Source organism: Parasphingorhabdus sp. (assembly GCF_048269915.1).
GTDB lineage: Bacteria > Pseudomonadota > Alphaproteobacteria > Sphingomonadales > Sphingomonadaceae > Parasphingorhabdus.
Genome location: NZ_JBLWTY010000010.1, coordinates 40,309 through 53,575, shown reverse-complemented (window position 1 = coordinate 53,575; position 13,267 = coordinate 40,309). Strand labels below are relative to the sequence as shown.

The following is a 13,267-nucleotide window of genomic DNA, read 5'->3' as shown; positions in this document are numbered from 1 at the left end:
TCGATTAAAAGACCCGTGATTACAGCTTATGCGCTTGCTTCATTGCTTGGTGGCCATAGCGCCTGTGCCCCACCCGATCCCATCTCGAACTCGGCCGTGAAACCAGGTTGCGCCGATGGTACTTTGTCTTAAGGCATGGAAGAGTAGGACGTCGCCAGGCATTGCAGCAGGCGCATGAAGATGTAGTCACGAGGAAATAACCCATTCACTTTTTCAAAAAGCGGCCTGTCCGGCAACGGGCCGGCCGCTTTTTCATTTTTGGATGAGCCGCACCGGCTTTCCAATTTGGTGGCGCGGGATGGAGCAGTCCGGTAGCTCGTCAGGCTCATAACCTGAAGGTCGTAGGTTCAAATCCTACTCCCGCAACCAACAAGCCCAATATATTCAAAGCATTACAAGCCTCGCTGTTACCAGTGGGGCTTTTTGCGTTCTAACTGTAAGCATATAGCAAGCAGACGGGGGCGCAGAGAAGCGCATTTCTGAGTAATATCATTCGCCAAGAAGACCGTCTAACTGCATTGGGCTAGCTTTCGTTCAACCGCCGTGACCAATTTCGGCAGGATGATCCGGGCATCGCCCACAACCCCGCTTTCGCTATACCGGAAGATGCTCGCCTCGGCATCGGAGTTGATCGCCAGCAGTCTGGTGGCAACACCGATCCCCGCCAAGTGCTGCGGCGTGCCCGAAAGCCCCGCAGCCAAGTAAATACGCGGCGTAACAAACTTGCCCGACTGCCCGACCTGCCGCGATACCGATGCAAGGCCTAGATCAATTGCCGGAAGGCTCGCCCCCACCGCTCCCTTGACCAGCACAGCAAGTTTCTCAAGTTGAGCGAAACTCGCCTCATCGAGTCCGCGCCCTCCCGCCAGGACGATCGGCGCGCCTTCCAGCGCAATTGCCTGGTCGACAATTACCTCTCGTTCCAGAGTAAGCGGAGATGCAGCGCCCAGAGTGATTTCGCCGTCGCATGCAGGCATGGTGTTGGCAGTTGCGATAACAAGGTTTTTGGTGCTGCTTACTCTAATTGTAATGCGCCCACCATGTGAAGACCGGCTCGCCTCCACCCTATCGCCGACGACGGACAAGTGCGTGATCCGACCCAGCACTTCGGCCCCGCAGACTACCGCTGTTGCGCCAGCCAGCGCATCGCCGGTCGCATCTGCGGGAAAGACCAGCACGGTCGGACCGGACAGCGGCGGAATCGCGGTCGGCTCGGGCCCAAGCGCTGTCACGCACAAAACCTGCCAGCCGATCATGCAGCATCATCCAGCAGCAGTGCGGCCAGCAGTTCGGCCTGCTGTTCAAGCGTGCCTTCGATGATCGTACATTCGATGGCTGAACGCGAACCGGCCATTTGGCTCACTCCAGCCAGCTTGAGAGTATCGCCTTGGGCTGCAACAGCACCAACTGTCCCGACCTGTGCCTGCCGTGCAATCATCACGTTTTTCATTAGCGGTTTGCGCAGGCGCGAACGGCGATCATTGGTGACGCTGGCGACCACGGGCCGGTCAAGCAAGAGCTGTTCCACGAAAGCACCATTCTCGCGCAGCAGCTTTGGTGGCTCGCCTGTATCAAGAGCCTGCACCCTGCCAAAATAGTCATAGCCCAATAACCGCGCCAGCATCGAGGGGACAAGGCCGTCGTCGCAATCGCCATATTCGCGGCCGATCAGGACAAGGTCACTGCCAAGGCAGCACTGGGCAAGCTCGCGCGCCACAGCTGCTTGGTCCCACAACGTCAAATGGGCGATCGTAACGACATCGGGGACATTGAGCGCACAGACCGTGCGGGCGATCTTGATCGCTTCTTCGCCGCCGCCGACGATGGCCCTGATTTCCGTGTCTGAGGCTTTGTCCCGAATTTTCAAAGCAATCTCCAGCGCGGCCTCGTCAAATGGGCTTAGTGCCAATTGACCAGCCGGCCGAACGGGTAGCCCATTATCATCGGGGGCAACCGGCCATTTGGGGTCGAGAACCCCCGCCAACAGGACGGTGATCTTCATGATGCGGCGGCGGCTTCGCCAGCGATCTTGCCGAACACTACCGCCTTGCCCAATGCCGAACCAGTCATATAGGCGGCACCATGAAAGCCGCCGGTGACTTCGCCAGCCGCAAACAACCCATCGATGCGCGATCCGTCGGCGCGCAGCACATGGGCATAGGTGTCAATGCGCAGTCCGCAATAGGTGCCAAAGACCACCGCGGTCGACGGATAGGCATAAAATGGTGGTGTCTGGATCTTCTGAAGCACGCCATGCTGATGGACAAGGTGTTTTCGGCCGAAATCGGGATCGTTTCCGGCCTCGACATAGCCATTGTACCGCGCGACTGTCGCTACGAGCGTGTCAGCATTAATCTCGATTTGCGTCGCTAATTCTTCCAGCGTGTCGCCGACATAGAAAAGTCCTTCCTCAAGGCGCCTTCCAAAATCGAGAATGCGAACGCGGTCATCGCCAGTATCGAAGATGCCTTGGTCCATGATCTGGTAGCCGGTATGCCAGGGCTGGGCCATGACGGCATCACCGAGCAGCTTGTAGGAAATGCTTTCATCGACAAACCGCTGTCCATCCTGATTGACCGCGATTGCGCCCTTGTAAACCGCTTGCAGCGTGTGATCGTTGGTTTCGTCGGTGGGGTGTTTGCCGAACGTGCCCTTGACATAGTTCATGTCGCGAAGATCAGCGCCGACGGCGGTTGCCATGCGCAAACCGTCACCCTGCGATCCCGCACCCGCGACAAATACAGCTTCGGCATATTGCGGGGCATATTGGTTGAGCATTTCGGGATTCTTGGCAAAGCCGCCACTCGCGATGATAACGGATTTATCCGCGAGCAGTTCCTGTCCACTCTCTAGTCGTACCCCGGTCACTGGCCCCTCGGGAGCGGAGAGCAGATTCTTAACTGCAGCATTCGGCCGATAAACAACCCGACCGCTCTGCTCGGCCATCGCCTTGAGCGCGCGCACCAGATCTGCTGGATCGACACTGTGAACACGGGGGACAGACTGACCGGAAGCGGTTTCGATCACTGGGCTGAAACTGACTCCAGCCTTTTTAAGCCAATCATAGGTCGCCAGCTGGGCGTCACAATAGGTCCGGGCCAATGTAGCGTCGTTGACATGTTGGCCCACCTCACACAAATCCTTAAATAGCAGGTCCGGGCCGTCGGCGACGCCTTCTACCGCCTGAAGATCAGTTCCGGCGAGAGCAAGACAGCCGCCGCTTAGCGCTGAAGATCCACCGGAATCGGGGAGTTTTTCAAGCAGCAACACGCTGGCGCCTCCCTGCACCGCGGCAAGTGCCGCAGCCCATCCCGCTGCCCCGCCGCCAATTACAATCACGTCACTCATGTCGGTTTCAGCCCATAAAAGGCGAGAATTTCGTCACGGCGCACAGGATCGGGAATGACACCGAAATAGCCGGCACCTACCTCGACCCTACCCGTTCGACGGAGCTCAACCTCCGCTTCGGCAGTTCGTACCCACGCGCCAAGCGAATCGATGATCTCGGTCCCGTCGACCTCTGTTACCCCGTTCATCGCCAGCAACACGTTGAGCGGAGCTTCTCCGGGCACGATCGCCTGTGCACCGGCCGCGATCAGTCGGCGCGCAGCGTCGCGGAATTGGTCGATCAGCGGCCCGGGACGGTCGAAAGCGGCTAGCACATCTGTGAAACGGAAGCCGACATCGCGCGCTCCGACAATCTGGCCGCCCAGTCCATGACGTTGGATATTGTCGCTATACAATTCAGCCAGTTCCGGGATGAACACTAGCGCCCCGAACTTGCGACCGTTCCTGCCGGCAGCACGTGCTGCACATTCACCATATCCAACCACTGGAATGTCAATCAGCGCCCGGATCTCGCGCAGCCCTGGCTCGGGCAGGGTGCTCAGAGCATAGGCATCATAGCCCTGTCGTTCAGCGAGCAATGCGCCTTGCATGAACTGGATCGAGTGCAGGAACTGGAAGCCGACATGCTTAATGTCATCGCCCGGATAATTGGTCCGATACGTGCCTTCCCGCATGCCGTGCATGTCGATGATCGTGTCCTGCCGCGCTACGCGCCGGAAATGCTCCTTCAAGGCCGAGTCATACGCTTCAAGGTCACTGAGGACGGTGAAGCTCTGGTGCCAGATACGGATCGCCATGGATCAGACCAGTTTCGGCTTTTCGTAAAGCATCGGAGGAAGCTCGCCGCTCAGCAGATAGCCGCCCAATGCTCCTGCATTATTGTCGGCGTCCTGGGTGATGTGGTTTGCCGCAACCAGTGTATCGCGCAGATAGCGTTGGATCGGATTGGAAGAATACACGCCACGAGCGCCGGTGCACTTGTAGATGGTGAGCGCAGCTTCTTCGCACTCGCGGCCGATCCGGGCCATGTCGAGCATGTAGTGAATGCGGTCGTCGTTGGAAACGAGTTCACGGCGTTCCACGATAGCGGTGCAATGTGCCATCATATGCTCCATCCGCGCACGGCAGGCGCGGACCTTGGCCACTGCATTGGCTAGCCGGTCCTTGACATAGGGGCTGAGCCGCGTGGCGGCACCGGAGCCATTGTCGACCCGGACCTGCATCTGCTCGATGAAGACGTCGATTGCGCCCTGCGCGAAGCCGATGATGACGGACGACACCGACGAGTAAAACACCATCGCAAACGGAAACAGATAGTTCACGGGCCGGTCGTCAAGCTTGTAGTCGATCATCGAATGCGCACGGTGATCGGGGACGAAAGCATCCTTGATCAGCAGGCTCTTCGATCCCGTGCCCGACAGACCGAAGGTGAACCAGTCATCGATGATCTCATAGTCTTCGCGCTTCACGAGCAACGCATGGCGGTCGACGGGAATACCTTTTTCGTTCTTTTCGAGTGCACCGATGAATGCCCATTTTCCGTGATCGCTACCACTCGACGTTGGCCAGCGGCCCTTTATCCGCCAACCACCTTCGACCTTGGTTATGTCGCCCACTGGGGGATAGGACGAGGCAATGATCGTTTCATCGTCCTCACCCCATACATCTTCGCCGGCGCGCGCTTCCATCAGCCCGAATTCCCAATTGTGCACGCCCAGGATCATCATGATCCAGGCGCTTGCGCAACATCCCCGGCCGAGTTCACCGAGTACGCGCATGAACACGATCGGATTCATTTCCCATCCGCCAAAAGCTTTTGGCTGAAGGATGCGGAAGAAGCCCGCATCTTTGAACATCTGCACTACGTCGTTCGGCACCTGTCGGGCCTTTTCAATCTCGTCTGCACGATCCCGAAGGCCAGGCACCATCGCTGCGGCACGTGCAACCAGCTCGTCGCTGGTCGGTATTTGGATATTTGTTCTTTCAAGTACTGCAGGTTGCATGAAAAGTCTCCTATTGTTCTCGGTTCTGGTGGGGCGAGCGTTCTGGAAGGAACGATCCATCGAAATAGATCAGCGGATCTCCCCCTGGCTCGCGCAGCAGCACGCCGAGCACATCACAGATGAAGATGTCATGCGTACTCGCCTCAATGCTTTCGCTGACCAGGCAATCAAAACTCGCCAAAGCGCTGGCAAGCAATGGAGCTCCAGAGGTGGTGGTCAGCCAGTTCCCTTCAGTGAATTTTTCTTCCGGACGCACGCCGCCGGCAAATCGCTTGGCCAACGGCAAGGCATCCTCGCCAAGGACATTCACGCCGAGAATTCGTGACTGGCTGACAATGCCGTGGGCCCATGTCGAACGGTTGATGCAAACCAGCAGGCGGGCTGGATCAGCGGTTACCGATACAACGGCTGTAGCAGTCATTCCCGTCCAGCCTTCTCGCCCCTGTCCCGGCGCGACAGACGTTATGATGGTACACCCTCCGGCCAAACGCCGCATCCCCTGCCGAAAGAGATCGGGCGTTTGCGGCAACGCATGTTGCGGCGGAGTGCTTTCGGCACCAGTGACAGCCAAGTCTCCGGACATCTCAGTCGACCATGGTCATATTGCGAGCGTGGCCCCAGTCCGACATCACATCATATAGCTGGGGCTCCCAAGTATCTTCTTCGATGACCACGCCACCATAGCCAAGTTCGATGCCAAAACCCGAAGGCGTGCGCATGTAGAAGCTAAACATCTGGTCGTTGGGGTGATGTCCCAGTTCGAGCACGATCGGAATTCCGGCCTTCTTGGCGCGTTCATAGGCTAAGCCTACATCATTCATGTCTCGATATTCGAGCATGAGGTGATTAAGCCGCTTGGCCGAAGGGAACGTTCCTGTTGCCAGCGAGTGATGACGCCCTGTCGCGCTGTGAAAGAAGGTCGCATCGGCGTAGATGCCTGGTGCCATTTCCTGCCGGATGCGGTCGCTATAACGCAGGCCGAGTACGTCCTGATACCAACGTACGCCCTCTTCATAATTTTTTGACACAGGAAGAATATGACCAATTCCCAAGTCGCCTGTTTGAAATCCCGGACCACGCAGAATGGGAGAGAGCGCGCCACCATCCTGTTGCACGTCAGTCCGACTTACGAAGAATTCGTGGGCAAAGCCGTTCGGGTCGACGAGACTGAAAAGGCGACTGACATGGCGTTTGGCCGCAAGGTCGGCGGATAATTCCCTTACATCCTGTCCCTTTGCGCGGAGCGCTGCAACATAGTCATTGAGGTCGGCATCGGAACCTAAGTCCCATCCCGCATGGGTTAGGTCGTCGTCCACGCCCGGCTCAATCAGCAACCGCCAGGGATGATCGTCCATCCGTAGGCCCAGATCGCCAGCGTCCGTATCAACCGTTCCCAGCCCGATCACGCCGCGCGCATAGTCTCTCCATTCATCCAGATCGCTCGCTGCAACAACGACATAGGCAAGATTCTGCAGTTCGGCCATTCATCACTCTCCGATCGCACATTGAGTCGCGATTTCCTTTGAGTGTGCTAGCTGAGTCCTGTCTATTGCATAAAACGATATATTTGGATACGCACTATCATGAAAGATGATAGGGAGCGCGAACAATGCAGCTAAGGGACTTTGATGTAAACCTGCTGACCACGATGGAAGCGATCTGGACGACGCGAAACGTCTCAAATGCAGCAAAGACGTTAAACCTGGCCCAGTCGACCGTTAGCGCCGCGCTCAACCGGCTCCGCCTTGCGCTCGACGATGAGCTTTTTACCTGGTCGGGCAGTGAGATGGTGCCGACCCCGCTCGCAGAACAGATCATGCCCGACGTCGCGCAACTGCTCAATGGGGTTCGCACGGTTCTCACCAAGTCGTTCGGCAAAGTTGAAACGGTCGAGCGGCGGATTGTGATCGCGACGGCGGACTATTTCGCGGCGCTGTTCGGCGCAAGGCTGTTTGAACGCGCGATGGCCGAAGCACCGCAGTTGTCGTTCGATTTCGTCGACATGCGCCCTCAATTTATCAACCGCTCCACCCGGCCCGATATCGACATGTTCATTATCCCCGCAAACGCGCTGCGTACGGAGGGCATGGACAAGCAGGTCCTCTATCGGGATAGCTATGTATGTATCGCCGCGAAAGACAATGACGCGCTCCATGCAAACATCTCATCGGACGAATTTCTGGCGCTGCCGCATATCGGCTATTCCGCCTTGCCCCGCGTCATCTTCAATCACGAGATGATGTTGTGGGACGATCTGGACAAACACACCAATTTGCGCCTAACGATGGGGAACTACCTCATTTTCGCCCGCATTGTCTCATCGAGCGATGCCGTCGCGATCCTCCCCAAACGCCTTGCCGAATCACTGACCGGCGAATGGAACCTCAAATGGATCGACGTCCCGCTGCCCACTCCGGAACTGGAGATTGCGGCAATGTGGCGCCCCGATCAGGGGAAGGATATTGCGTTGACGTGGCTAAGGCAGACGCTGGTTGATATTGCGCTCATTTAGCTTGCTGCATTTGCGCCTGCGATGCGTCCGAATACAGAGCCGCTGGTTAAACCGGCGCCGCCTGGGTAGCGATCATAATAGAGCCCGCCGACCAGTTCGCCCGCTGCGTACAGCCCACCCATAGGTTCGCCCTCTTCATTCTGCACACACGCCTGTTCGTCAATGGCAAGGCCGCCGTAGGTGAGGGTGATGCCGCAGGTCACCTGGTAGGCGACGAAGGGCGGTTCGCTGATCGCGCGCGCCCAGTTGCTCTTGTCATTGGCAAGGCCGCTGGTTCGGCGCCCATCCTTGACGGCTGGGTTGAACGGGGCGGCCTCATCGATGGCTAAGTTGAAGTCCGCCACAGTTTTGAGGAAGGCTTCCGTATCGATTCCCTCCAGCTTCGCCGCCAACGCTTCGAGGGTTTCGGCCTCGAAGCGGGCGGCTCGCGGCACCCGATATTCATCTGGGAGAATCGTAGTCGATTGTGCGTCGAAAATCTGCCAGCCCGTTCCGCCCGGCTGCTTCAGGATCGCCGCGCCCATTTTTGAGTAGGTATAGTTGCGGAAATCGCTGCCTTCATCGAAGAAACGCTGGCCGTCGCGATTGACGACGATGCCCAGCGTGAAATAATTCTTCTGTTGGTTGAGTATGGCGATGTTGCCGAAATCGTCCGCGCCTGCATCGAAGAACACGCTGTGACAGCCCGACCAGTTGCCATGTGACCGCGCACCGATGTCGAGCGCAGCCTGGATGACATTGCCGGTATTATAGCGTGAGCCGCGCACCTTGGCGAGATCCCAGCCTTGACCGAGATAACGCACGCGCCATTCGGTATTGGCGTGAAAGCCCCCGGCGGCGAGGATAACGGCGTCGGCGAGAAGCTCGTCTCCGTTGACCACAACCCCGCGCACATGATGCCGGTCACCTAGGAGCCGTTCAACCTTGTGATCATAGTGGACCTCCACACCGAGCGCTTCAGCCCGGCGGAACAACGCGTCGACCAACCCGATCCCGCCGCCCGCTGTCTCAATTGTGAGCCCGCCCCAGAAGATGTTGCGCCCGTCCACCTTGAACGACTGGCGGCCATAAGCAGGCAGGAAGCGCACACCCTGATCGCTCATCCACAAGAGGGTGGGCAGGCTTTGTTCGACCAGCAGATCGATCAGAACAGGATCAGCGCGGTAGCCGCTGAGTTCGCACAGATCGAGGTAGAACTTTTCGGCATCGTAGTGGCCAAAGTCGCTCGATAATCGCTCTTCCTCGGTCAGGTCCGGGACAAGCTTTTTGATATCTTCAACTCCATCATAAACCGTGCGGAAACATCCACCGGTAAAGGCGGAGTTTCCTCCGCGTGCGCCAGCAGGCGCACGTTCCAACATGGTCACACGCGCCCCATTTTCAGCAGCAGAGATCGCTGCACACAGCGCGGCATTACCCGCGCCTACCACCAAAACATGTCGACTTTTGTTCATTGGTATCACCTATATCAATAGAGACTATCAAAAAATATCGCTTTTCTCGATGATGCCTATGATTTAGCAGTTCCGTCAATAGAAAAATAACTGGCCGTCGTTTGGCGGCAATCTTAGGTAGGGGAGTGACAAACTCATGAAATCAATGCGCCATCTCGCAACCGCATCCGCTTTCACGGTGGCAGCCGTACTTGCTGCTTCAGGCACAGCATATGCCCAGGAGTCTGATGAGGTTGCCGACAGCGGCGTGATTATTGTGACCGCAACGAAGCGCGCCGAATCAGTCAATGATGTACCTATGTCGATTACAGCGGCGTCAGGTGATGATCTGGTCGCAGCCGGTATCAGAAGCGCGGATGATCTAGGTAAGATTGTGCCCGGCTTCACTTTCACGCAATCGGCTTACAGTACTCCGGTCTACTCGCTGCGCGGTGTCGGCTTTTACAATTATGATATTGCCTCGACCCCGACGGTCACCGTCTATCAGGACGAAGCTCCGCTGCCTTTTTCAGCAATGTCACGCGGTGCGAGCTTTGATCTTGAACGTGTCGAAGTACTGAAAGGTCCGCAAGGCTTGTTGTTTGGTTCGAACTCGACCGGTGGAGCCGTGAACTACATTGCCGCACGTCCTACCAGCAGTTTTGAAGGCGGTATCGATGCCGGATATGGCCGCTTTAACGCCTGGGAGCTTGGCGGCTTTGTCTCCGGTCCGCTCGGCGACAATGTCGGTGTCCGCCTTGCTGCTCGCCACGAAGGCTCCGGCAACTGGCAGCGAAGTACCACCCGCAACGACGAACTCGGCAAACGCAATTTTACGCAAATGCGGTTGCAGTTCGATATTCAAGCCGGCGAGCGCCTAACCGCCAAATTAGGTGTCAGCGCATTCTGGGACAAATCAGACGTACAGGCGGCGCAGCTGATCCAGGTCAATCCGCTTGTTTCTCCCGCCGTTGATGCCCAGCTGTTCGCCTTTCCGTTGGCTTCCGGTGCGCGTGAGGCAGATTGGACCGCGTCGCTGCAGCCCAAGCGCGACGACCGTCAAGCACAGGCAATTGCACGCTTCGATTATGAAATTGGCGACGCCGTGACGCTGACCTCGCTGACGTCTTATGCGCATTACAAGCAAAATGACCGGGTGGATCCAGATGCGACCAACCTGCAAATTGTGGATACCATCGACCGTGGATCGATCAAGGCGCTGTTTCAGGAAATCCGTTTGTCAGGCGAATTTGGCGAAGGCAGCCGCTGGATCATCGGTGGCAATTATGAGAAAAACAAGGTTCTTGAAACGCAAACGCTAACCTCATCCAGCGGCAGTGGTTTTCGCGCGTTCAACCTCTTCTTCGGCGCCCCCATCCCCGATGCGATCGACATTTCGTCCTCGCAGAAAATCCGCAATCTGGCGGCCTTTGCGAACGTCGATTTCGCCTTCAACGATCAGATCACGGCGCACGCCGGGCTTCGTTATACGGAAACGCGTGACAAGTTTGTAGGCTGCACAGGAAACTCGGCAAACGGCGCACTTGCCCCCATCCTTGGCATTCCCGGTAATCCTCAGTGCACGCAGTTCAACGCGACCGGCGCAGGGGCCCCTACCTTCAACACGCTCGAGGAAGACAATCTATCTTGGCGCATCGGACTCGATTTCACGCCGAATTCGGATACGCTGGTCTATGCCAATGTCAGCCGCGGTTTCAAGATTGGCGCATTCCCTTTGATCCCTGCCGCGCTTGCATTCCAATATGATCCGGCGACGCAGGAAAAGCTGACCGCCTATGAAGTGGGGTTCAAGCTTTCGCCCAGCCGTGCGGTGCAGATTAACGGCGCGGTCTTCTATTATGATTATGCGGATAAACAAGTGCTCGGTAGCGACAATGTTGCTCCTTTCGGCACGCTGAACAGGCTCGTCAATATTCCCAAGTCAAAGATCAAGGGTGCTGAGCTTCAACTGATCCTTCGCCCGGTCGAGGGGCTAACTCTCAATGGTGGCTTGACATATGTTCACACTCGTATCGGCGATTTCACCAATATCGATCCGTTCGGCGTCTCACGCAATTTCGAGGGTGAAGCCTATCCTAACACGCCAAAATGGCAGGGTTCGCTCGCTGCAGATTACGAGTTTCCCGTGTGGGGCAATGTCAACGGTTTCCTGGGCGCAAATGCCACAATGCGTAGCAAGACCAATGGCGGGCTTGGCGAATATGCTATCCTGAACATTGACGGCTACACATTGCTCGACCTTCGTGCTGGGGTGGGTTCGGACGATGATCGTTGGAAACTGAGCATCTGGGGCCGCAACATCACGGACAAATATTACTGGACCAACGCTTACCGGATCGCGGACGTGTCTGCGCGGTTTGCCGGTAAACCCGCGACATACGGCGCTACCCTGTCATTCCGTTACTGATCCGTCAGGATCGCCTCATTTTTAAATCCATCTCTTCTCCCGGTCTGGCCATGAGTCACGGGAGAGACATTGAACAATCGGAGTCCCCAGAATGAAATCTGCCCTGTTATTGCTTGATCTGCAAAATGAAATGGTCGATCCCAAAGGCAAGGTAGGCGCGCACGGCCTCGCCAAGATAGTCGAGGATCGTGGCGTTTTGGTAAATGCGAAACATTGCCTTGATTCTGCGCGCAAAGCAGGCATGGCAGTGGTTCATGTCCGGCTTGGCTTCCGCCCCGATTATGTCGATTGTTTGAGCGTCGCCGCCCGGATTGAGGGCTTGAAGAACAACCGCGCGGCGATCGTTGGCGAGTTCGGAACCGAGTTTCACCCAATGGTTGCGCCGCTCGACGGCGAGCTGGTCATTACCAAACAGTGCGTCAATCCATTTTTCAACACCGGACTGATGACCTGGCTAATGCAGAACGGCATCAAGCGCCTTTATATGGGCGGCGTCGCCACGCATCTCGTCGTGGAAAGCGCGGCACGCTTCGCCGATGACGCTGGTTTTGCGCCGGTGGTGATCGAGGATATTTGCGCTGCACCCAATCCCGCACTGCACGACCATTTCATTGCAATGATTGCATCTGCCGTGGGCACCGTCAGCACAACTGCTGACTTTGTGGCGTCGGCCGGCGAGGAATAAGCAATGACGTTGCGGGAGATTGTCGCACGGCGTCAGGCTGTATTAGCTCCCGGAGCAGCAAATGCCTTGTTCGCCCGGATCATCGAAGATCAGGGGTTTGAGTGCATTTATATCACAGGAGCTGGAATCGCCAATATGGCGTTGGGGGCACCCGATATCGGTCTCACTACGCTGGATGACATCGCTCAGACCGTTTCCCGCATCGCGGATGCCGTAACCTTGCCGCTCATAGTCGATGCGGACACAGGCTTTGGCAATGCGGTCAATACTTGGCGGACGATGAAAGTTCTGGAACGCGCCGGTGCCTGTGCAATCCAGCTTGAAGATCAAGTCTTTCCCAAGCGTTGCGGACATTTCAATGGCAAGGGCGTCGTCCCGCTCAGCGAGATGCTCCCCAAGATCAAGGCTGCCACGGACGCGCGAACGAAGGACACGTTGATCATCGCGCGCACCGATGCGCTCGCGATGGAGGGTCTGGACTCGGCACTCGAACGGGCGGAAGCCTTCATCGAAGCGGGAGCGGACATGACCTTTGTCGAAGCGCCACGCGATGCGGACCAGATGCGACGGATTGCGGCGCTCGGCGTTCCGCAGGTCGCGAACATCGTCCACGGCGGCAAGACGCCTGCACTCACGCAAAGCGAATTGGCGGACATGGGCTTCGGCATCGTGCTCTACGCCAATGCTGCGCTGCAGGCTGCCGTTCGGGCATCATCCGATGTACTCGCCTCGCTTAAGGCTACCGGCTCGCTCAATGCGGTCCATGATCGGCTTGCATCATTCGATGAACGCCAGGCCACCGTAGCCAAAGGCAAGTGGGACGCGCTCGAGCAGCGCTTCAAAGCGGAGTGAGCAACC

Annotated in this window: 12 protein-coding genes, 1 tRNA gene and 1 rRNA gene; 6 read left to right on the top strand and 8 right to left on the bottom strand. The window is 57.2% G+C overall.

The features are described 5' to 3' along the window. Positions 1-45 precede the first annotated feature (45 nt). Positions 46-160: ribosomal RNA gene (rrf, locus tag ACN0WX_RS14970) — 5S ribosomal RNA — on the top strand. Positions 161-292: 132 nt separating this feature from the next. Then, positions 293-369 (top strand) — tRNA-Met (locus ACN0WX_RS14965). A gap of 140 nt (positions 370-509) precedes the next feature. On the opposite strand, the gene ACN0WX_RS14960 is transcribed toward ACN0WX_RS14965, so the two are convergent. From ACN0WX_RS14960 to ACN0WX_RS14930, 7 genes are read right to left on the bottom strand one after another with little or no spacing between them, the layout of a single operon-like run. Then, complete coding sequence (locus ACN0WX_RS14960; protein WP_417623143.1) at positions 510-1,256, bottom strand: electron transfer flavoprotein subunit alpha/FixB family protein; 747 nt, start codon at positions 1,254-1,256, stop codon at positions 510-512. Further along, positions 1,253-2,002, bottom strand: coding sequence for a hypothetical protein (locus ACN0WX_RS14955; RefSeq protein ID WP_417623142.1), 750 nt, complete (start codon positions 2,000-2,002; stop codon positions 1,253-1,255). The genes ACN0WX_RS14960 and ACN0WX_RS14955 overlap by 4 nt, the downstream gene beginning before the upstream one ends. Further along, entirely contained in the window at positions 1,999-3,348 is a 1,350-nt protein-coding gene (locus ACN0WX_RS14950) for a flavocytochrome c (protein WP_417623141.1), read from the bottom strand. Before ACN0WX_RS14950 ends, ACN0WX_RS14955 begins: the two co-directional genes overlap by 4 nt. Next, entirely contained in the window at positions 3,345-4,145 is an 801-nt protein-coding gene (locus tag ACN0WX_RS14945) for an aspartate/glutamate racemase family protein (protein WP_417623140.1), read from the bottom strand. Before ACN0WX_RS14945 ends, ACN0WX_RS14950 begins: the two co-directional genes overlap by 4 nt. A gap of 3 nt (positions 4,146-4,148) precedes the next feature. After that, positions 4,149-5,351: an acyl-CoA dehydrogenase family protein gene (locus tag ACN0WX_RS14940; protein WP_417623139.1), complete on the bottom strand. Its 1,203-nt coding sequence runs from the start codon at positions 5,349-5,351 to the stop codon at positions 4,149-4,151. A gap of 10 nt (positions 5,352-5,361) precedes the next feature. Further along, positions 5,362-5,934 carry a flavin reductase family protein gene (locus ACN0WX_RS14935; protein ID WP_417623138.1) on the bottom strand — a complete coding sequence of 191 codons (573 nt, stop codon included), beginning with the start codon at positions 5,932-5,934 and terminating at the stop codon, positions 5,362-5,364. Between the two features lies 1 nt (position 5,935). After that, positions 5,936-6,835, bottom strand: coding sequence for a VOC family protein (locus ACN0WX_RS14930; protein ID WP_417623137.1), 900 nt, complete (start codon positions 6,833-6,835; stop codon positions 5,936-5,938). 125 nt (positions 6,836-6,960) lie between these two features. On the opposite strand from ACN0WX_RS14930, the gene ACN0WX_RS14925 reads away from it, so the two are divergent. After that, positions 6,961-7,863 (top strand): LysR family transcriptional regulator, encoded by a 903-nt coding sequence (locus tag ACN0WX_RS14925; RefSeq protein WP_417623136.1) that lies wholly within the window; start codon positions 6,961-6,963, stop codon positions 7,861-7,863. Here the strand turns inward: ACN0WX_RS14925 and tcuA are convergent. Beyond that, on the bottom strand, positions 7,860-9,317 hold the full coding sequence (gene tcuA, locus ACN0WX_RS14920) for an FAD-dependent tricarballylate dehydrogenase TcuA (RefSeq protein WP_417623135.1): 1,458 nt from the start codon (positions 9,315-9,317) through the stop codon (positions 7,860-7,862). The two genes, ACN0WX_RS14925 and tcuA, sit on opposite strands and share 4 nt — an antisense overlap. Positions 9,318-9,453: 136 nt before the next feature. Between tcuA and ACN0WX_RS14915 the strand changes: the two genes are divergently transcribed. The 3 genes from ACN0WX_RS14915 to ACN0WX_RS14905 all read left to right on the top strand — a co-directional run bounded on the left by ACN0WX_RS14915 (position 9,454) and on the right by ACN0WX_RS14905 (position 13,261). Beyond that, the gene (locus ACN0WX_RS14915; RefSeq protein WP_417623134.1) at positions 9,454-11,724 is read left to right on the top strand and encodes a TonB-dependent receptor; all 2,271 of its coding nucleotides are present in this window, start codon (positions 9,454-9,456) and stop codon (positions 11,722-11,724) included. Between the two features lie 91 nt (positions 11,725-11,815). Continuing rightward, on the top strand, positions 11,816-12,409 hold the full coding sequence (locus ACN0WX_RS14910; RefSeq protein WP_417623133.1) for a cysteine hydrolase family protein: 594 nt from the start codon (positions 11,816-11,818) through the stop codon (positions 12,407-12,409). Between the two features lie 3 nt (positions 12,410-12,412). Next, on the top strand, positions 12,413-13,261 hold the full coding sequence (locus tag ACN0WX_RS14905) for an isocitrate lyase/PEP mutase family protein (protein ID WP_417623132.1): 849 nt from the start codon (positions 12,413-12,415) through the stop codon (positions 13,259-13,261). The last annotated feature ends 6 nt before the right edge of the window (positions 13,262-13,267 follow it).

What these genes read in the sequence shown, in the direction of transcription:
- ACN0WX_RS14960 (WP_417623143.1), bottom strand. Translation starts at nt 1,256, where the DNA reads ATGATCGGCTGGCAGGTTTTGTGCGTGACAGCGCTTGGGCCCGAGCCG.
- ACN0WX_RS14955 (WP_417623142.1), bottom strand. Translation starts at nt 2,002, where the DNA reads ATGAAGATCACCGTCCTGTTGGCGGGGGTTCTCGACCCCAAATGGCCG.
- ACN0WX_RS14950 (WP_417623141.1), bottom strand. Translation starts at nt 3,348, where the DNA reads ATGAGTGACGTGATTGTAATTGGCGGCGGGGCAGCGGGATGGGCTGCG.
- ACN0WX_RS14945 (WP_417623140.1), bottom strand. Translation starts at nt 4,145, where the DNA reads ATGGCGATCCGTATCTGGCACCAGAGCTTCACCGTCCTCAGTGACCTT.
- ACN0WX_RS14940 (WP_417623139.1), bottom strand. Translation starts at nt 5,351, where the DNA reads ATGCAACCTGCAGTACTTGAAAGAACAAATATCCAAATACCGACCAGC.
- ACN0WX_RS14935 (WP_417623138.1), bottom strand. Translation starts at nt 5,934, where the DNA reads ATGTCCGGAGACTTGGCTGTCACTGGTGCCGAAAGCACTCCGCCGCAA.
- ACN0WX_RS14930 (WP_417623137.1), bottom strand. Translation starts at nt 6,835, where the DNA reads ATGGCCGAACTGCAGAATCTTGCCTATGTCGTTGTTGCAGCGAGCGAT.
- ACN0WX_RS14925 (WP_417623136.1), top strand. Translation starts at nt 6,961, where the DNA reads ATGCAGCTAAGGGACTTTGATGTAAACCTGCTGACCACGATGGAAGCG.
- tcuA (WP_417623135.1), bottom strand. Translation starts at nt 9,317, where the DNA reads ATGAACAAAAGTCGACATGTTTTGGTGGTAGGCGCGGGTAATGCCGCG.
- ACN0WX_RS14915 (WP_417623134.1), top strand. Translation starts at nt 9,454, where the DNA reads ATGAAATCAATGCGCCATCTCGCAACCGCATCCGCTTTCACGGTGGCA.
- ACN0WX_RS14910 (WP_417623133.1), top strand. Translation starts at nt 11,816, where the DNA reads ATGAAATCTGCCCTGTTATTGCTTGATCTGCAAAATGAAATGGTCGAT.
- ACN0WX_RS14905 (WP_417623132.1), top strand. Translation starts at nt 12,413, where the DNA reads ATGACGTTGCGGGAGATTGTCGCACGGCGTCAGGCTGTATTAGCTCCC.